At 60.1% G+C, this 18,894-nt stretch carries 18 protein-coding genes; 9 read left to right on the top strand and 9 right to left on the bottom strand.

Annotated elements, in window-relative coordinates:
- Positions 1–72: 72 nt before the first annotated feature.
- From AB4N44_RS13730 to exaC, 5 genes are all read right to left on the bottom strand, one after another.
- Positions 73–534, bottom strand: a complete 462-nt coding sequence (locus AB4N44_RS13730; RefSeq protein ID WP_003228592.1) for a GNAT family N-acetyltransferase — start codon at positions 532–534, stop codon at positions 73–75.
- 115 nt (positions 535–649) lie between these two features.
- On the bottom strand, positions 650–1,483 hold the full coding sequence (gene eutC, locus AB4N44_RS13725; protein WP_460108688.1) for an ethanolamine ammonia-lyase subunit EutC: 834 nt from the start codon (positions 1,481–1,483) through the stop codon (positions 650–652).
- Positions 1,480–2,874: an ethanolamine ammonia-lyase subunit EutB gene (locus AB4N44_RS13720; protein ID WP_460108690.1), complete on the bottom strand. Its 1,395-nt coding sequence runs from the start codon at positions 2,872–2,874 to the stop codon at positions 1,480–1,482. Before AB4N44_RS13720 ends, eutC begins: the two co-directional genes overlap by 4 nt.
- 52 nt (positions 2,875–2,926) lie before the next feature.
- Positions 2,927–4,378, bottom strand: coding sequence for an ethanolamine permease (gene eat / locus AB4N44_RS13715; protein ID WP_127929921.1), 1,452 nt, complete (start codon positions 4,376–4,378; stop codon positions 2,927–2,929).
- A gap of 99 nt (positions 4,379–4,477) precedes the next feature.
- Positions 4,478–5,998: an acetaldehyde dehydrogenase ExaC gene (gene exaC, locus AB4N44_RS13710; RefSeq protein ID WP_034153748.1), complete on the bottom strand. Its 1,521-nt coding sequence runs from the start codon at positions 5,996–5,998 to the stop codon at positions 4,478–4,480.
- A gap of 301 nt (positions 5,999–6,299) precedes the next feature.
- On the opposite strand from exaC, the gene AB4N44_RS13705 reads away from it, so the two are divergent.
- The 4 genes from AB4N44_RS13705 (at position 6,300) to AB4N44_RS13690 (ending at position 10,854) form a co-directional block, all read left to right on the top strand.
- The gene (locus AB4N44_RS13705) at positions 6,300–8,213 is read left to right on the top strand and encodes a sigma-54-dependent Fis family transcriptional regulator (RefSeq protein WP_460108693.1); all 1,914 of its coding nucleotides are present in this window, start codon (positions 6,300–6,302) and stop codon (positions 8,211–8,213) included.
- A 370-nt stretch (positions 8,214–8,583) separates the two neighbouring features.
- Positions 8,584–9,933 carry a UDP-N-acetylmuramate:L-alanyl-gamma-D-glutamyl-meso-diaminopimelate ligase gene (gene mpl, locus AB4N44_RS13700; protein WP_460108694.1) on the top strand — a complete coding sequence of 450 codons (1,350 nt, stop codon included), beginning with the start codon at positions 8,584–8,586 and terminating at the stop codon, positions 9,931–9,933.
- Positions 9,930–10,577 (top strand): flavin prenyltransferase UbiX, encoded by a 648-nt coding sequence (gene ubiX, locus AB4N44_RS13695; RefSeq protein ID WP_007909567.1) that lies wholly within the window; start codon positions 9,930–9,932, stop codon positions 10,575–10,577. The genes mpl and ubiX overlap by 4 nt, the downstream gene beginning before the upstream one ends.
- The gene (locus AB4N44_RS13690) at positions 10,570–10,854 is read left to right on the top strand and encodes a YceK/YidQ family lipoprotein (RefSeq protein WP_460108695.1); all 285 of its coding nucleotides are present in this window, start codon (positions 10,570–10,572) and stop codon (positions 10,852–10,854) included. Before ubiX ends, AB4N44_RS13690 begins: the two co-directional genes overlap by 8 nt.
- Positions 10,855–10,961: 107 nt before the next feature.
- Here AB4N44_RS13690 and AB4N44_RS13685 read toward each other — a convergent pair whose 3' ends face one another.
- From AB4N44_RS13685 to AB4N44_RS13675, 3 genes are all read right to left on the bottom strand, one after another.
- Positions 10,962–11,603 carry an oxidoreductase gene (locus tag AB4N44_RS13685; protein WP_008083662.1) on the bottom strand — a complete coding sequence of 214 codons (642 nt, stop codon included), beginning with the start codon at positions 11,601–11,603 and terminating at the stop codon, positions 10,962–10,964.
- A gap of 27 nt (positions 11,604–11,630) precedes the next feature.
- Complete coding sequence (locus AB4N44_RS13680; RefSeq protein ID WP_127929917.1) at positions 11,631–13,358, bottom strand: C13 family peptidase; 1,728 nt, start codon at positions 13,356–13,358, stop codon at positions 11,631–11,633.
- 102 nt (positions 13,359–13,460) lie between these two features.
- Positions 13,461–13,916 carry a MaoC family dehydratase gene (locus AB4N44_RS13675; protein ID WP_007909575.1) on the bottom strand — a complete coding sequence of 152 codons (456 nt, stop codon included), beginning with the start codon at positions 13,914–13,916 and terminating at the stop codon, positions 13,461–13,463.
- 194 nt (positions 13,917–14,110) lie between these two features.
- Between AB4N44_RS13675 and AB4N44_RS13670 the strand changes: the two genes are divergently transcribed.
- The 5 genes from AB4N44_RS13670 to AB4N44_RS13650 all read left to right on the top strand — a co-directional run bounded on the left by AB4N44_RS13670 (position 14,111) and on the right by AB4N44_RS13650 (position 16,784).
- Entirely contained in the window at positions 14,111–14,476 is a 366-nt protein-coding gene (locus AB4N44_RS13670) for a CidA/LrgA family protein (protein ID WP_127929916.1), read from the top strand.
- Positions 14,476–15,192, top strand: coding sequence for an LrgB family protein (locus AB4N44_RS13665; RefSeq protein ID WP_053124192.1), 717 nt, complete (start codon positions 14,476–14,478; stop codon positions 15,190–15,192). The genes AB4N44_RS13670 and AB4N44_RS13665 overlap by 1 nt, the downstream gene beginning before the upstream one ends.
- A gap of 10 nt (positions 15,193–15,202) precedes the next feature.
- Positions 15,203–15,793, top strand: coding sequence for an LON peptidase substrate-binding domain-containing protein (locus tag AB4N44_RS13660; RefSeq protein ID WP_127929915.1), 591 nt, complete (start codon positions 15,203–15,205; stop codon positions 15,791–15,793).
- Between the two features lie 114 nt (positions 15,794–15,907).
- Entirely contained in the window at positions 15,908–16,138 is a 231-nt protein-coding gene (locus tag AB4N44_RS13655; RefSeq protein WP_127929914.1) for a hypothetical protein, read from the top strand.
- Positions 16,139–16,208: 70 nt separating this feature from the next.
- On the top strand, positions 16,209–16,784 hold the full coding sequence (locus AB4N44_RS13650; protein ID WP_127929913.1) for a hypothetical protein: 576 nt from the start codon (positions 16,209–16,211) through the stop codon (positions 16,782–16,784).
- A 56-nt stretch (positions 16,785–16,840) separates the two neighbouring features.
- Here the strand turns inward: AB4N44_RS13650 and AB4N44_RS13645 are convergent, their stop codons facing one another.
- On the bottom strand, positions 16,841–18,874 hold the full coding sequence (locus AB4N44_RS13645) for a hypothetical protein (RefSeq protein ID WP_238786303.1): 2,034 nt from the start codon (positions 18,872–18,874) through the stop codon (positions 16,841–16,843).
- Positions 18,875–18,894 lie beyond the last annotated feature (20 nt).

Genomic DNA, 18,894 nt, shown 5'->3' with positions numbered 1-18,894 from the left:
TGTGAGGATTTGTCAGACAGATAATCATTGTGGCGAGGGAGCTTGCTCCCTCATCACAGGCAAACCGCGTAATCAGAGTTCGTCGCTGATCGGCAACACGTAGTTCTTGAACTCGGTGTCTTCCTTGAACCCGATGGATTCGTAGGTTTTCTGCGCCACTTCGTTGTTGCTGCTGGTGGAAACACGCATGCGCACGGCCTGGGTTTCCTTGGCCATTTTTTTTGCGGTGCGGATCAGGTTGTCGGCGACCAGTTGGCGACGTGCGTCTTCGGCAACATAGATGTCGTTGAGGATCCACACGCGCTTGAGTGACAGCGAGGAGAAGCTTGGATAGAGCTGACAGAAGCCCATCAGTTTCTTGTCGTCATCATCGGCCAAGGCCAGGTAGATCACCGATTCCTTGCGGCGCAGGCGCTTTTCAAGGAAGGCGCGGGATGAATCCGGGTAAGGCAGGGAACCGTAGAACTCGCGATATTTGACGAACAACGGAGTCAGTAAGTCCAGATGTTCGAGGGTCGCTTGAATAATCCGCATGATAGGTCTCGTCTTCAAGTGGCTGTCTTCAACTGCTCTGACGGCGATGGGAAACCCGTGCGGCCGTGCATCGATCCTGCCTGAAACCGGCGCAGAAACGCAATGCGGAAACGGTTCAGGTTGTGGGCGGATCGAGTAGGAAATTACCTTTCATATCTACACCGGCGTCCGATTCCAGCGTCTGAACCTGTGCTTCGTCCTTCAGGTTGACCCCTGACAACTGCCGCCGACAGGCTTCGCGCATCAGATAGAGCAAGCGATGCGCCGCCATGCCGTAGCTCAAGCCTTCGAGCCGCACATTGGAGATGCAATTGCGATAGGCATCGGTCAGTCCGACCTTTGGATTGTAGGTGAAATATAAACCGAGGCTGTCTGGTGAGCTCAGCCCAGGGCGCTCGCCGATCAGCATCACCAGCATTTTTGCGCCGAGCAATTGGCCGATTTCATCACCGACCGCGACGCGGCCCTGTTCCACCAGAATCACCGGTGCAACAGACCAGCCGTCGTCACTGATCTGCTCCTCCAGACGGTTGAGAAACGGCAGCGTATGCCGATGCACCGCCAATGCCGACAGGCCATCGGCCACGACAATTGCCAGATCGACACCGCCGGAATGCGCCGCCGCGTACTCGCGCAAGGCCTGCGCCGATTCATCGCTGAGCTTGCGGCCCAGATCCGGACGTTGCAGATAGCTGTTTCGATCTACGGCGGCACTGTGCAGCAGCAGGCTTTCACGGCCGCGCTCAGTCAGTTGCGCGCTGAGCCCGGCGTGATCGAACGGCAAGTGCACGGCATCCCGCGCTTGCGCGTGGGCAAACTGGAAATCCAGTTGTGCGTTGGTCGGCAAACTGGTGCCGGTGCGGCCGAGGGCGATCCGCGCAGGCGTCAGACGGCGCAGTTCCAGCCACGGGTTTTGCGGGTCGATGGGCGGTTTTTCCATGTGACTCATCCCAGTTGCGCTAATGCCTGGCGGAAGGCCGGCGGCAAGTTGTTACCGAAGCGAACCTTGCCGTCCGCTTGGGTGAAGATGCCCATGTTCGCCAGCCATTGCTCGAACTCCGGCGCCGGTTTCAGGCCCAGGGTCTGCCGGGCGTAAAGCGCGTCATGGAACGACGTGGTCTGGTAATTGAGCATGATGTCGTCGGATCCGGGGATGCCCATGATGAAGTTGATCCCGGCGACCCCGAGCAGCGTCAGCAAGGTGTCCATGTCGTCCTGATCGGCTTCGGCGTGGTTGGTGTAGCAGATGTCACAACCCATGGGTACGCCGAGCAACTTGCCGCAGAAATGGTCTTCGAGGCCGGCGCGGATGATCTGTTTGCCGTTGTAGAGGTATTCCGGGCCGATAAATCCTACGACCGTGTTCACCAAAAACGGCTTGAAATGTCGCGCCACGGCGTAGGCCCGGGTTTCGCAGGTCTGTTGGTCGACGCCGTGGTGGGCGTTGGCCGACAGTGCGCTGCCCTGACCGGTTTCGAAATACATCAGGTTCTGCCCGAGGGGGCCGCGATTCAGACTCAGACCGGCGTCATAGCCTTCCTGCAAGACATTCAGGTTGATGCCGAAACTGGCGTTGGCCGCTTCGGTGCCGGCAATCGACTGGAATACCAGATCCAGCGGCACGCCACGGTTGATCGCCTCGATCGAGGTGGTGACATGGGTCAGTACGCAGGCCTGGGTCGGGATGTCGTAGCGCTGGATGATCGCGTCGAGCATCTCCAGCATCGCGCAGATCGAGGCGATGCTGTCGGTGGCCGGGTTGATGCCGATCATCGCATCGCCATTACCGTAGAGCAGGCCGTCGAGGATGCTCGCGGCAATGCCGGACGGTTCGTCGGTCGGGTGATTGGGTTGCAGGCGCGTCGACAAACGTCCGCGCAGGCCAAGGGTGCCGCGAAACTTCGTCACAACACGGATCTTTTGCGCCACCAGCACCAGATCCTGCACGCGCATGATCTTCGATACGGCGGCGACCATTTCCGGGGTCAGGCCGGGGGCGAGGTTGCGCAGGCTGGTTTCGTCGGCGGCATCACTGAGCAGCCAGTCGCGGAAGCCGCCCACGGTGAGGTGGCTGACCACGGCGAAGGCCTGTTTGTCGTGGGTGTCGATGATCAGCCGGGTGACTTCATCGGACTCGTAAGGAATCAGCGCTTCCTGCAGGAAATGCGTGAGCGGAATGTCGGCCAACGCCATTTGCGCGGCCACCCGCTCGCCGTCGTTGAGGGCGGCGACGCCGGCGAGAAAGTCCCCGGAGCGTGCCGGGCTGGCTTTGGCCATGACGTCCTTGAAGCTGTCGAAGCGATAGGTCTGGGCGCCGACCGTGTGAGCGAAACTGGCCATACACAATTCTCCGTGACGGCGCAGACCGAGCCTGCGCCGGGATTGTCGGCACTCAGTGCAAGGCTTGCTCAGCCTTCTGGATCGCCGCGAACTCTTCTTCCGGCGTGCCTGCTACCAAGTGATGTCGACTGTAGAACGCAAAGTAAGCAATTAACACTCCATAGATGACGGCGGCACCGATGACCACCCGTGGATCAACCAAAAAGCCTGCGACCACGGCGATGCACGCCAGCACCAAGGCCACGCCGGAGGTGAAGATGCCGCCCGGTGTGCGGTACGGCCGGTCCATTTTGGGGCGACGAATCCGCAAGGTGATGTGCGCGGCCATCATCAGCACGTAGGAGATGGTTGCGCCGAATACCGCCACCAGAATCAGCAGATCGCCCTGGCCGGTCAGCGACAGGCCGAAACCGATGATGCCGGGAATCACCAGCGCCAGGACCGGTGCCTTGCTTTTATTGGTTTCGGACAGTTTGCGTGGCAGGTAGCCGGCCCGGGACAGCGCGAAAATCTGCCGCGAGTACGCGTAGATGATCGAGAAGAAACTCGCGATCAGTCCGGCCAGCCCGACGAGGTTGACGAAACTGCCCATCCAGGTCGAGCCGCCGTAGGCTTTGCTCAAGGCTTCGACCAACGGGTTACCGGAGGTCAGCAGCGAGTTGGCGCCCGCACCGCCGGGGCCGACGATCAGAATCAGCAGGGCAAACATGAGCAGCACCAACATGGCGCCGATCAAGCCGCGCGGCAGGTCACGTTTGGGGTTCTTGGTTTCCTCGGCGGCCAGCGGCACGCCTTCAACAGCAAGGAAGAACCAGATCGCATAGGGTATCGCCGCCCAGACGCCGACATAGCCAAATGGCAGAAACGGACTGGCGCCCGCTGCGGCGGTGACCGGAATGTCGAGCAGGTTGGCGACGTCGAAGTGCGGCACCATGGCCACCAGAAACACCCCCAGCGCCAGCGCGGCGATGGCGGTGATGACAAACATCAGCTTGAGCGCTTCGCCGACCCCGAAAATGTGGATGGCAATGAAAATGATGTAGAAGGCCAGGTAGATCATCCAGCCGCCGATGCCGAACAGCGATTCGCAGTAGGCACCGATAAACACCGCGATAGCCGCAGGGGCAATGGCGTATTCGATGAGGATCGCGGTGCCGGTGAGAAACCCGCCCCACGGCCCGAATGCACTGCGGGCAAAACCGTAGCCACCGCCAGCGGTGGGGATCATCGACGACAACTCGGCCAGAGAAAAGCACATGCACAGGTACATAGTGGCCATCAGCAGCGTCGCCAGGAACATGCCGCCCCAGCCACCCTGAGCGAGGCCGAAGTTCCAGCCGGCATAGTCACCGGAAATCACGTAGGCAACGCCCAGACCCACCAGCAGTACCCAGCCGGCGGCACCTTTTTTCAGTTCGCGTTGTTGAAAGTAATCCGATCCGACTTTTTCAAAGTCGACGGAGGCGCCGGTCGCCGGAGCGCCAGCCGGGGATTCGCTAGGCATAGGGTTTACCTTTCTTATTGTTGTATTGGCCCGGCTTTTTTGCCGGTGGGTAGCATGATCGTCCCCACGCAGAGCGTGGGAACGATCAGGGCTGCAGGTTTAGAAGAAGCCCAACGGATTGATGTCGTAGCTCACCAGCAGGTTTTTCGTCTGCTGATAGTGATCGAGCATCATCTTGTGGGTTTCACGGCCCACGCCAGACTTCTTGTACCCGCCAAACGCGGCATGCGCCGGGTACAGGTGGTAGCAGTTGGTCCACACACGTCCAGCCTTGATCGCGCGGCCCATGCGGTAGGCGCGGTTGATGTCGCGGGTCCACAGGCCGGCGCCGAGGCCGAACTCGGTGTCGTTGGCAATGGCCAGTGCTTCGGCTTCGTCCTTGAAGGTGGTGATGCTCACCACCGGGCCAAAGATTTCTTCCTGGAACACGCGCATCTTGTTGGTGCCCTTGAGCAGGGTCGGCTGGATGTAATAACCGGTCGACAGATTGCCCTCGAGTTTTTCCACCTTGCCACCGGTCAGCAGCTCGGCGCCTTCGCCCTTGGCAATTTCCAGGTACGAAAGGATTTTGTCGAATTGCTGCTCGGACGCCTGCGCGCCGACCATGGTGTCGGTGTCCAGCGGATCACCACGTTTGATTTGCAGGACTTTCTTCATGACGACGGCCATGAACTCGTCGTAGATCGATTCCTGCACCAGCGCACGGGATGGGCAGGTGCAGACTTCGCCCTGGTTGAAGAACGCCAGCACCAGACCTTCAGCGGCTTTTTCAATGAAGGTCGGCTCGGCCTGCATGATGTCTTCGAAGAAGATGTTCGGCGATTTGCCGCCCAGTTCCACGGTCGACGGAATGATGTTTTCGGCGGCGCATTTCATGATGTGCGAGCCGACCGGGGTCGAGCCGGTGAAGGCGATCTTGGCGATGCGTTTGCTGGTGGCCAGCGCTTCGCCGGCTTCTTTGCCATAGCCCTGGACAATGTTCAGCACGCCTGGCGGCAGCAAATCACCGATCAGTTCCAGCAACACGGTAATGCCCAGCGGGGTCTGCTCGGCAGGCTTGAGCACTACGCAGTTGCCGGCGGCGAGTGCCGGGGCGAGTTTCCACGCGGCCATCAGGATCGGAAAGTTCCACGGGATGATCTGGCCGACCACGCCCAGCGGTTCATGGATGTGATAGGCCACGGTGTTGCCGTCGATTTCGGCAGCGCTGCCTTCCTGGGCGCGCAGGCAGCCAGCGAAGTAGCGGAAATGGTCGGCGGCCAGCGGGATGTCGGCGTTGAGGGTTTCGCGGATGGCTTTGCCGTTGTCCCAGGTTTCGGTGATCGCCAGCAGTTCAAGGTTGGCTTCGATGCGGTCGGCGATTTTCAGCAGGATCAGCGAGCGCGCCTGCACGGAGGTCGCGCCCCACGCGTCGGCAGCGGCGTGGGCGGCGTCCAGTGCCTTGTCGATGTCTTCGGCAGTGGAGCGGGGGAATTCGGCAATCGGCTGGCCATTCACTGGCGAGGTATTGGTGAAGTACTGACCTTTGACAGGCGCGACGAACTCGCCGCCGATGTAGTTACCGTACTTGGCTTTGAACGAGACTTTGGCGCCTTCAGTACCGGGGTGAGCGTAACGCATGATGATGTTCTCCTTGGCTTTGTACTTATTAGAGAAACGCGCAAGTGCGCTTGCTATAAGCGTAGAGCAAAGGTCGGGCCACTGCCGTGCAGGGTAGGTAAATCAAGGGCTTGGCAGGTTTTTGTCGGACGAGTGGATTTTGCCTGTGACGGTTTCGGTACAGATGGGGTGACAGTTTGTACCGCTTTCGGTACAGCCCGTGACCGGACAGTCTTGCCAGCATTGCAATGCGTCGGTGGCTGGGGGATGCTGGGCGTCACCTCAGCATTGGGCCGTCGAGCCTCGGGGAGAACAATAAGAAATGCACGACAACCATTTGAGTCGCCATGCCCAACAGGTTCTCACTGCTACCCAGGGCAAACCGCACCTGCACGGGCCCGGTGCCGATCCGTCGATTGCCCGTTCGTGGCTGCGCTGTCTTGAGGACTATCACCTCGACCCGGCGCTGAGCATGGCGCCGACTGTGCTCGAACACGGCCGGGTACTGGAAAGCCGCGAACGTCTGCAGCAGGTTCTACAGATCGCCGGCAATGAAATGAGCAGCCTGCATCAACAACTCTCCGGCGCCGGCCACGCGGTGCTGCTGACCGATGCGCGCGGGGTGATCCTCAACTGCGTCACCGCGCCCGCCGAACGCAAGATCTTCGAGCGCGCCGGCCTCTGGCTCGGTGCGGACTGGAGCGAAGCCTGCGAAGGCACCAATGGCATCGGCACCTGCCTGGTCGAACGTCAGGCGCTGACCATTCATCAAGATGAACACTTTCGCGGTCGCCACACCGGCCTGACCTGTTCGGCGAGCCCGGTGTTCGACCCGCATGGCGAACTGCTGGCGGTGCTCGACGTCTCTTCGGCGCGCCATGACGTCTCGCGGCAAAGCCAGTTCCACACCATGGCGCTGGTCAATCTGTCGGCGAAGATGATCGAGAGTTGCTATTTCCTGCGTTGTTTCGATAACCAATGGTTGCTGCGCTTTCATCTGCAGGCCGAGTCCGTTGGGCTGTTTAGTGAAGGTTTGCTGGCGTTTGATGGGGAAGGGCGGATCAGCGCGGTCAACCAGAGTGCACTGAATCTGCTCGGGCATATTCGTGGCGGCTTGCTGGGTAAACCGGTGGAGGCGTTTTTCGACTGTTCGCTGGATGAATTGCTTGGCCGCGCCAGTGCCCATGCCAGCGCCAGTTGGCCGCTGCGCACCCGTGACGGGCGACATCTGTTTGCGGTGTTGCGCGGGGAATCGCGCAAAGCTGTACCGAGGGTATCGACGCCGGTGGTCGCTGAGGCGCCGCGCCTGTCGGGCATCTGCCTCGGTGACGAGGCGTTGCAGGCAGACTTCCGCAAAGCCTTACGCGTTTTCGAACGTGATGTGCCGTTGTTGATCAATGGTGAAACCGGCTCCGGCAAGGAGGCCTTCGCCAAGGCTGTGCATCAGGCCAGCCAGCGTTCGAACAAAGCCTTCGTTGCGCTCAATTGCGCGGCGATTCCGGAAAGTCTGATCGAGAGCGAACTGTTCGGCTATCGCGGCGGCAGTTTCACCGGCGCACGCAAGGACGGCATGCGCGGCAAGTTGCAGCAGGCTGATGGCGGCACGCTGTTTCTCGATGAAATTGGCGATATGCCGCTGGCCTTGCAGACTCGTCTGTTACGCGTGCTGGAGGATCGTCAGGTGGTGCCGATCGGCGGCGAGCCGGAGTCGGTCAACGTGCGGATCATCAGCGCCACCCACCGTAATCTGCTGGAGCGAGTCGCGGACGGCAGCTTCCGTGAGGATTTGTATTACCGGCTCAATGGGCTGGAAGTGGGGTTGCCGGCATTACGCGCGCGCAGTGATAAATCGCAGTTGCTGGATTTTCTGCTGGCCGAAGAGGCGGGCGGTGAAACGATAGTGATCGACGAGCCGGCGCGTGAGGCGTTGCTGGCGTTCAATTGGCCGGGCAATGTGCGGCAGTTGCGCAATGTCCTGCGCACGTTGGCGGCGTTGTGTGATGAAGGGCGGATCGGGGTTGAGGATTTGCCGGTGATGATTCGGCAGGGGCGGGTACCGATCTTGCAGACTGATTTATCTGAACATCCACTGGAAAACGCCGAGCGGCTGGCCTTGCTCGGAGCTCTTGAGCAAACGCGGTGGCATATGACGCATACGGCAGAACAGCTTGGGGTTAGCCGTAATACGCTTTATAGAAAGCTGCGTAAGCATGGGATTGAGCGGCGAGTCAGTTAGAAGGCCCTCACCCTAGCCCTCTCCCAGAGGGAGAGGGGACTGACCGAGTCAGATCTACTGATTTACGCCGACCTGAGTTATAGAGCCGAACTCAGGATTTGAAAACGACGCAGATCGGCTTCCTCTCCCGCCTAAAGGTGGACTGGCCGATTCAGATCTACTGATCTACGCCGACCTGAAATATCGAGTCGAACTCAGGATTTGAAAACGACGCAGATCGGCTCCCTCTCCCTCTGGGAGAGGGCTGGGGTGAGGGCGGCAGTCTGCAGTCGAGTCGAGATGTTACGGCCCACCCACCCCGCCCCTCACCTAAAGAGTGCGATTTCCCCCTCCCTACGCTAACCTGCGGCCATGTTTTACGAGGTCGACTATGCACATTCATATTCTGGGTATCTGCGGGACTTTCATGGGCTCGATGGCGGTGTTGGCCAAAGAGCTGGGCCATCACGTGACCGGTTCCGACGCCAACGTCTATCCGCCGATGAGCACGCAGCTTGAAGCCCAAGGCATTCAGCTGACGCAGGGCTATGACCCGGCGCAGCTCGATCCGGCACCGGATCTGGTGGTGATCGGCAACGCCATGTCGCGCGGCAACCCGGCGGTGGAGTATGTGCTGAACAAAGGCCTGCCGTACGTTTCCGGCCCGCAGTGGCTGGCTGACCACGTGCTGCAAGGTCGCTGGGTACTGGCGGTAGCCGGTACGCACGGCAAAACCACCACCAGCAGCATGCTCGCCTGGGTGCTGGAACATGCCGGCATGAGCCCGGGCTTCCTGATCGGTGGTGTGCCGCAGAATTTCTCGGTATCGGCGCGTCTGGGCGGTACACCGTTCTTCGTGATCGAGGCAGACGAATACGACAGTGCCTTCTTCGACAAGCGCTCGAAATTCGTGCACTACCGTCCGCGCACCGCGATCCTCAATAACCTTGAGTTCGATCACGCCGACATCTTCCCGGATCTGCCGGCGATCGAGCGGCAATTCCACCACTTGGTGCGGACTATCCCGAGTGAAGGCCTGGTCATTCACCCCACCACCGAGCCGGCCTTGCAGCGTGTGATCGAGATGGGCTGCTGGACCCCGGTGCAAACCACCGGTGCCGGCGGTCAGTGGCAAGTCAAACTGCTCAGCGAAGACGGTTCGGCCTTCGAAGTGATGTTCGAAGGCGTGTCGCAAGGCACCGTCGAGTGGGAGCTGACTGGTCAGCACAACGTTGCCAACGCCCTGGCGGCTCTGGCGGCGGCGCGGCATGTTGGCGTGGTGCCGTCGATGGGCATCGCCGGCCTGAGCGCATTCAAGAACGTCAAACGTCGCATGGAGAAAGTCGCCGAAGTACGCGGCATCACCATCTACGACGACTTCGCCCACCACCCGACGGCGATTGCCACCACACTCGACGGCTTGCGCAAGCGCATCGGCGACGCACCGCTGATCGCCATCATCGAACCGCGCTCCAACTCGATGAAACTTGGCGCGCACCGTGACGGTTTGCCGGACAGCGTGGTCGATGCCGACCAGGTGATCTGGTACGCCCCGGCCAACCTCGGCTGGGACCTGGCCGGCATCGCCGCGTTGTGCACCGTGCCGTCGATTGTCAGCGATTCGCTGGAAGGCATCATCGAACGCGTGAAGAGCCAGGCCCAGCCCGGTACTCACGTAGTGATCATGAGCAATGGCGGCTTCGGCGGCCTGCACGGCAAACTCGCCGAGGCGCTGCAATGAACACTCGTTTTGAGAGCAATGGCCCCGAACGCATCACGCTGGCGATGACCGGTGCCTCCGGCGCTCAGTACGGCTTGCGCCTGCTCGATTGTCTGGTGCGGGAAGATCGCGAAGTGCACTTCCTGATCTCCAAGGCTGCGCAATTGGTCATGGCCACCGAGACGGATGTCACGCTGCCACCGAAGCCGCAGATGATGCAGGCCTTCCTGACCGAATACACCGGGGCTGCCGCCGGGCAGATCCGCGTGTACGGCAAGGAAGACTGGATGTCGCCGGTAGCTTCGGGCTCCGGCGCACCGGCGGCGATGGTCGTGGTGCCATGTTCCACCGGGACGTTGTCGGCGATTGCCACCGGCGCCTGCAACAACCTGATCGAGCGCGCCGCCGACGTCACTTTGAAGGAGCGTCGCCAATTGATTCTGGTGCCGCGCGAAGCGCCATATTCGAGTATTCATCTGGAGCACATGCTCAAGTTGTCGAACATGGGCGTGACGATTCTGCCGGCCTCGCCGGGGTTCTATCATCAGCCGCAGACTATCGACGACCTGATCGATTTCGTGGTGGCGCGGATTCTCAATCTGCTCGGCATTCCCCAGGACATGCTGCCGCGTTGGGGTGAGCATCACCTGAGCAGCGATGAATAAGCTGCTGGCGATCGGGCTGGCGTTGTTGCTGACCGGGTGCGCGACGGCGCGCACGCTGGATGCGGCGAAACCGGGCGCACCGGTGGTGTATTCCGGAACGCGGCTGGACTTGTACGCGATGAATGGCGGCTGTTGCGCGATGGATCGGTTCGGGGCTGAGGCGCCGAGCTATCCGGGGGTGGATCTGCCGGCGAGTGCCTTGCTCGATACGCTGCTGTTGCCGCTGTCATTGCTCACGGTGATTGGCGTGAGTTTTCAGGCGACTGGCGGATTGTAGGGGAGCGCTGCGCACTCCATTCGCGAGCAGGCTCGCTCCCACAGGGGGACGCGGTGCAAATGTGGGAGCGAGCCTGCTCGCGAAAACTTTCTTCCGGGCGCTATAGATTATTTGCCGAGCTTGCGTAAATCATCCGACTCGATCACCCGCACGCCATCCTGCTCTTCCAGCGCCAACCGCCACATCGCCCGCGCCAATTGGCATGCTTCGATACCACGGTATTTACCCGGAATCAGCTTCGACAACGGCCCGGCCAATTGCTCGGCCAGACGCGGTTCAGTCCGCTCACCCAACAACAGCGATGGCCGGCAAATGGTCAGTTGCGGCCAGTCCTGCGCGCGCAGTGCCTGCTCCATTTCGCCTTTGACCCGATTGTAGAAAACCGACGACTTCGGGTCGGCGCCGATCGCACTGATGACGATCAGATGCCGCGCGCCCATCTCCCGCGCACGTTTGGCAAACGCCACGACCATGTCCAGATCCACCGCGCGAAACGCCGCTTCCGATCCGGCCTGCTTGATCGTGGTGCCGAGGCAGCAATAGGCGATATCGACGCGGCCACTGAGCTGCGGCAGAAACACCTGCGGATCACCCACCGGGTTTTCCAGATGTGGATGTTCCGCCAATGGCCGACGCGAAGGGGCGAGCACGCGAGAAATCGTTGGCTCGTTGAGCAAACGGTCGAGTAGATGTTCACCGGTCAAACCGGTGGCTCCGGCAAGCAATACGTGCTGAGGCGTCAAGTACATAGTGTCTCTCCCTTGATACTGTTCAGCTTAGTTGCTCTTTGTCGCTCCGTCGTTCAACGCAGCACTTTGCAATGCTTTTCTGGCTTGCTGTTTACGCAGCAGTTGCCAGTGCGACAGCACGGTTTTCGGCGCCCAGATCTGCGGCTCCGAGGCTTCGAAATTGTCCGCCAGTTCACGCTCGGCGACGGTGGCCTTGGCCAGTTTGAAGGCTTGTTCCAGATCATCGGTCTGGTTCAGCGCTTGGGCGAACAGCGCGTCGCCGAAATAGGTGAAGTTGGCTTCTTCCGAGCAGCCGAAGGACACCCGATCCGCACGCGAGGCGGTCATGATCAGCGTGCGTTCGTCTTTCAGCGCCGGGATGAAACCGCCGGAGTAGCACGAGGAAATCACGATGATCTTGTCGCGATTTTTCAGCGGTGCCAGCACCGCAGCGAGTTCGTCGGCAGGCAGGTCGGCCAGCTCCATGCGCGGTTGGTCGAGCACCAGTTCGTGTTCGGCAGTGCCGTGGCTGGTCAGGTAGATAAACAGCAGATCTTCCGGACCGCTGCGCTCGGCCAGTGTTTGTGCGGCGCGGCGCAGGTTCTCGCGGGTGGCCATCGGCCGGTCGCCGAGGTGGTCGCGGTGGTTGACCAGACGGATCTGGCCATAAGCACCGAAGCGCGTGCTGAGCATGTTGGCGACGTAGTCGGATTCGCGCAGGAATACGCTTTGCTTGCCGTCGCCGCCGAGGGTCAGGGTGTACAACTCGACCGCCGGGGTCGACGCGGGGATGGCGGCCAATGCGTCGTCGAGCAAGCGGCCCTGAGCGAGCAAGCCGAGTTCGAGGGTGTCGGGCAGTAACTTGCCGTCGGCGTCGCGCACGCGCTGGCCGTTGATCCAGGTGCCGCTCATCACGCTGCCATCGGTCAGCACCAGGGTGCCGCGTCCGGCGTAGCTGTCGTTATCGAAACCGCCGATGTAGAAGCTGCCATCGGACAGGTTCAAGCGGCCCTGACCGCTGAAGCGCCAGTCACTGAATGCGCCGATGTAGTGGCTGCCGTCGGCACCGATCAGTTCACCCTTACCGGTTAGCGCGCCTTCCTTGAACTGACCGAGCCAGACATCGCCGTCAGCGTTTTCGTAGCGGCCCTTGCCGTGCAATTGATTGTTCTTGAAGCCGCCGACGTAGATATCGCCGTCAGCGCTGTTGAAGGTGCCGTTGCCTTCCAGCTGCCCGTTAACGAAATGCCCGCTGAACGTGTTGCCGCTGGCATCGCCACGCTGGCCTTCACCGTTGGGTTTGCCGTGGGCGAACTGGCCTTGATAGGAGCTGCCGTCGTCCATTTCCAGACGGCCGAGCCCGGAGTACTGGTCAGCCTTGAATTCGCCCCGATAGGTCATGGCGTTTTCTTTCAGCGTGCCTTCGCCTTCGCGCCGGCCCTGCTTGAAGCCGCCGGTGTAACTGCTGGCGTTGGTGGTCAGGCTGCCCTGGCCGTCGAACAACCCCTGCTGGAACTGGCCGCGATAGATCTCGCCATTGCTGCCGTGCCATTCGCCCTGACCATGCCATTGACCTTTGTCGAACTGGCCGGCATACCAACTGCCGTTGGGGTAGTCGACACGGCCCTGACCTTGCAGCAAGCCATCGACCAGTTCACCGCGATAGCGTCCGCCGTCCGGCAGGCGCGCATCCGGGGGCAGCAGCGATTCGCCGTCGCCGCACGCGGTGAGCATCAGGGTCAAGGCAAGGGGTGCAAGACGAGCAAGTGAGCGCATAGCGGGATCCGGGCAATTAGGCGACCGAGTATGCCGCAGCTATGCGTGGCATATATAGAGACGTGACGCGAAACAGCGTGCGCTGCTTCGCATCCGGAACGTTTACACGAAGCAGAGCGACAGTGGCTCGGCGATATAGGCCGGTTTGTCCGAGCCTTCTATCTCCAGCGTTGCAGTGGCTTTGAGCAGCCACTGGCCCGGTTTTTTCTCGGTCACTTCGCCCAGATCGACCTTCAGGCGGACTTTCGAGTTGACCTTCACTGGCTGAATGAAACGCACGCTGTCCAGACCGTAGTTGACGACCATCTTCACGCCTTGCGGCAGGATCAGGATGTCTTCCATCAATTTCGGGATCAGCGACAACGACAGGAAACCGTGGGCAATGGTGCTGCCAAATGGCGTTTGCGCGGCTTTGACCGGGTCGACGTGAATGAACTGATAATCACCGGTGGCTTCGGCGAACAGGTTGATGCGTTCCTGATCGATGGTGAGCCATTCGGAACGTCCGAGTTCCTTGCCGACATAATCTTTGAGCTCTGCAACGGGAACATAGGGCATTGAGACTCTCCTTGGGTTCATCGGTTTTATAGTTTTTCAGGTGGGGGGATTTGACCTCCCTGCGAACCACTGTAGATCATCATGGCGATTTGCTCCGGTCAACCGACCATGCTTTTGGCGAATGCCGATCCATAGCGCAGGCGTGCTTATAATGCGGGCGACTTGCACAGTGGAAAGTAAGACGGAGATGTCGGATGTTGCTACGTGGCCTGACCCTGCTGGTGCTGTTCCAACTGCTCGGCACGGCGCTCAATCATTTGCTGTTGCCGGTACTGCCGGGGCCGATCATCGGTCTGTTGCTGTTGCTCGTATTCCTGATCGTTCGCGGTGAAGTCGGCGAACCGCTGAACCTTGCGGCCGGCAGTCTGTTGCGTTATCTGCCGTTGCTGTTGGTGCCGCCCGCCGTTGGCGTGATGGTCTATGCCACAGCAATTGCCGCAGACTTCTGGGCAATTGTCGGCGCGCTGGTGCTGTCGCTGATTCTGTCGATGGCCTTCGCCGGCGTGCTGATGCAGCGTCTGGTCAAGCGTCACGCGCCGTCGTCATCGGAGGAATCCTGATGCTTTTTGACTGGCAGGGCGCCTGGGCTTCGGTGATTCATCATCCGCTGTTCGGTATCGGCATCACCCTCGGTGCCTATCAACTGGTGCTGGCGGCGTTCGAGAAAACCCGCTGGATCTTTCTGCAACCGGTGCTGGTCTCCATGCTGTTGGTGATTGGCGTTTTGGTCGGCTGCGGCCTGACCTATGCGGAGTACCGCAAGAGCACCGAGATCCTCAGCATTCTACTTGGCCCGGCGACTGTGGCGCTGGCGGTGCCGCTGTATCTCAACCTGCGACGTATTCGGCAATTGTTCTGGCCGATTTTTACTACGCTGGTGATAGGCGGGGTGGTGGCAACGGGCATGGGCGTGTTGCTGGGCTGGTGGTTCGGTGCCGAGCACATGATCCTGATGACCATGGCGCCGAAGTCGGTGACTTCACCGATCGCCATGCTGGTGGCCGAACAGATCGGCGGCGTTGCGGCGCTGGCGGCGGTGTTCGTGTTGATCACCGGGGTGATTGGCGCGATCTTCGGTCCGGCGCTGTTGACCCGTCTCGGTGTGCATAGCCCTGAGGCGCGTGGCATGGCGCTGGGCATGACCGCGCACGCGGTCGGCACCTCGGTGGCGTTGCAGGAAAGCGATGAGTGCGGCGCCTTTGCGGCGCTGGCGATGAGTCTGATGGGCGTGGCCACGGCGGTGTTCCTGCCGTTGGCGGTGTCGATGGTGGTGTAAGGAAATGTCTATGAGTTTGCCGCTTTTTCCGCTCAATACAGTGCTGTTTCCCGGCTGCAACCTCGACTTGCAGATTTTCGAGGCACGCTATCTGGATATGATCGGCCGTTGCATGAAGCAGGGCGGTGGATTCGGCGTGGTGTGCATCCTCGAGGGCAGTGAAGTCGGCGTCGCGCCAGAAGGTTTTGCCTTGGTCGGCTGTGAAGCGCGGATCACTGATTTCCAGCAGCAGGACAACGGTTTATTGGGGATCCGCGTGCAGGGCGGACGCCGATTCAATGTATTGCGCACCGAGGTGCAGCGCGATCAGTTGCTTCTCGCCGATGTCGAGTGGCTGGATGACGATCCCGAGCAACCGCTGCAGGATGAGGACGCCGATCTGGTGGCGCTGCTCAAGGCCTTGGCCGAGCACCCGATGGTCGAAGCGCTGAACATGGGCACCGATGCGCTCGGTCAGCAATCGCTGGCCAATCAATTGGCCTATCTGTTGCCGTTCGCCGAAGAAGACAAGATCGATCTGTTGCAACTCGACGATCCTCAACAACGTCTGGATGCGATTCAGGCCCTGCTCGATGAGTTGCAGGGCGAGTTGTTTGCGTAGTTGCACTTCGAATCAACTGTTCGTATTTGCCAGTATTGTCTCGCTTATGGCTTTGCCTTAATTTCAAGTTGCCCGCAGGACGCGGGCGACTTTTATAAAAACAAGGACGAAGTCATGACTGTATATGAAGATGAATGGGCGTTTTGGGACGATATTGCCGGCAAGTACATTATGAAACATGCCGGAACTGATCATAACGTTAACAATGTTATTGAAGCCGCCTCGAATTATGCGGATCGCATGGTGATTGCCCGACGTAAGCGAAAATCCGAAAAAGTCCCGGTCGGCGATATTCCGCGCATGGCCGCGACAGCCAAAGCCGTAATGGCTGAAGCCGCCGTTTGATTCTTTCCTTTTTTCAGCATTTGCCTGCCGTTGGTGTTACCGAGGGCGGGACGTTTACAGGTGGCGCCCCATGTCTATAGCAACAGTAAACAGCAAAGCATTCACCGCGCATCTTTATCTCAATGGCCGGCCGCTGGTGCTTAATCAACAACGCCTGCAACAGGTGCTTCGCGACCTGCGGATTACCAGAGGTGAGCAACTGGAAGCCGAGGTCGGACTGGCTGATTCGCGCGTCGCAAGTTTCATCACGCTGGCGAACCACGATGACGATAAACCGCTGCTGCTGAAGTTCGTCCCGCAGGGCGAGCGTTACGCAATCAGCCTCGTGCATCCGGGCGTGTTCGACGGTGCGCGGTTATTCATCGAAGACAAGACGCATAATCTGTTGGCCAGTACCAGCGCTCCGCTGCAGGACTTTTCATTCAGTACGTCTGGCGTGCCGAAAGCTTCGCTTGGCCACTTCGAAGCAGGTCCGGCTTATCTTGAATTGAACCGCGAAACAGATGACAAAAAATCCTCAAGCAAGCCGTTATACCGCAGCGTGAGCAGTGGCATGAGCACATTTCTGGACGTAGACCCCAACCCGACGGGGCACAACGCGTTCAATAGCATCCCGGCGATCTTCGTGATCAAGGTGGTCGGATAGCTGCAAGTTACCGTTTAAAAACGCGCCATTCATTATTGGATGAATGGCGCTTTATCTCAGGCCCGATCATGCTCGGCGACCGGCCAGACGACGTCGTCGGCAAAGGTCTTGTCGCCTTTTGGCAAGTCCAGAATCACACCGCCCGAGCCGGCGATTTCATCGATCAGGCGATCGTAGGCATTAGCGCCAAAGTAGCCGGCCGCTCGGCTGTCGGTGCCCGCCCAGGTGGCCTGTTCGATTGTTGCGGCACGATCACCCGCCTGTTCCAGCACGTCCTTGACCCGCGCCGCTTTACTCAGGTCAGAGCGCACCAGCCAGAGCCGTTCGGCGCTGATGCCGCGTGTCGGTGTGGAAATGTGCCCCTCCAGGGCGTCGAAGAGAAATTTGCCCTGGCCGGGGTTGAATGCCTTGTTTTCCGCGCCCGGTACCACTTCCAGCCCGCGAGTATCGATGGCGTAGACAAAAGTGGTGGTTTGCTGGCGGCGGGTGGACGCATAGCCCGTCGTATCATCGAACACGAACGAGTTGTCCGAGTCGGCCTCGTCTCCGGTTCGTTTGCCGTCCGACACGGAACTGTCTGCGGAATCCGAGGACTCGCCGGTACGCCCTTTGGAACTCTGCGGATTCACGCCCGGAAAGCGATTGGCCTGGGTGTTGTAATGCAGCTCGTGATAGAAGCCGCCCCTGGTCGCTGCGTAGGCAGTGGCGTCGTGCAACCCGAACGTTGCACTCAAGGCGCGCTTGTTCGTGGTCCCCGTGGGATTGCCTTTGCGGTACATCATCCGGCCATCCCTGGCCAGTTCGAACGGCAAACGGGTTTCGCCCCTGAACAGCGCTGGAATATCGGTGCGGAAGAGCATGTTGTGGCGCGTGCGCAGATAGCCGAGATGGGCGGCGTAGTCAGCTAAAAACACATCGCTGTATCGCGTCGCTGGCCATTGATGATTGAAGTCCAGGCCTTGGGTGCGCAGGTCGTGAAGGTAGTTTTCGAGTTCTTCGGCGATCAGTTTGAAGCGCTGTTCGTTGCCGGCGTCGAGCGTCAGGCGCTTGTGTTGCTGCGCCCATTCCGGCATCTGGCCGTCACTGGATTCCTTGCGCAAACGGCTCAACTGGGCCTTGCTCAGGTTATAGCTGCGCAGCAACTGCGCGCGCTGAGCGGAATCCAGTTGTGGATGCGACCATTTCAACGAGTCGGCGACAAAGGTGTGATCCTCGACGTTCTGTGCCCGCTGCGCCCATTCCGGTGCTTTTCCAGACTGTTGCGCGGCTGTGCGAAAAGCGGAAACCTGCGAGTCTTCGACGATATACAGTTGCCGGATGTCCTGATCCGACCACTGCGCAAGCGGCGCATCAGCCTTTGCCCGCGCCGGATCGATTGCGATCCAGCGCTGCTCGCTATCCCTGAAGGCATAGCCGAGAACAGCCGTGTCGCTGTTCGATCCGGCAGCGTGAAACGGGTAGTAGCCATCCGCATTCGGCGTCGCGGAGATCGCATGATCATCGGCGTTAAGGAACGTCAGGTGTCGATCCAGACTCCAGAGATTGTCTTGCGTGGTGCGATAAATCGGTGGGCCAGGGGCCGTACGCCGGAACGAGATCACTCGATACGCCTTGACTTCGGCATCATAGCGAACACAAACGTGTTGTCGGCCTTCGATGTCGGGTAGCTGAACATCGACCCAATCCCGGCCGAGGTAGTGCCTGACCCCGGATGCATTTGACGCTGGCAAATCGCCGAAATACGGATGGGCGAAATCCTCCAGCGACGTCATCGAAAAAGAGCGGCTTTGTGCAGATGTCGTCGGCAGAACACTGACTGCGATGGACGCAGCCTGCTGGCGCGAAGTGTCCGGCTCATCCAGACGCAGCCGTTTGGAGGCAGAAGGCAAGTCCACGGATGATTGGCCCGGAACGCTTTCCGGTCTGGCGAGTATCGGGCTGTCAGCCGGATGCCGTGTTGCAGGTTGCGGTGGACTGGTGGTCGGTGACTTGGGGCGAGGTCCCGGTTTTTGGCGCATGCGATGAACTCCTTGAAACATGACGCAGCCTGTCCGTTGGCTGAGTGGAACGAGCGCCGGCGCAGCAGTCATAGCCACATCGGCGCGCATTC

The organism is Pseudomonas sp. S3_C06 (genome assembly GCF_054667675.1).
Note: the sequence above shows the minus strand (reverse complement) of the source record. Positions and strands in the feature narration are given on the sequence as shown.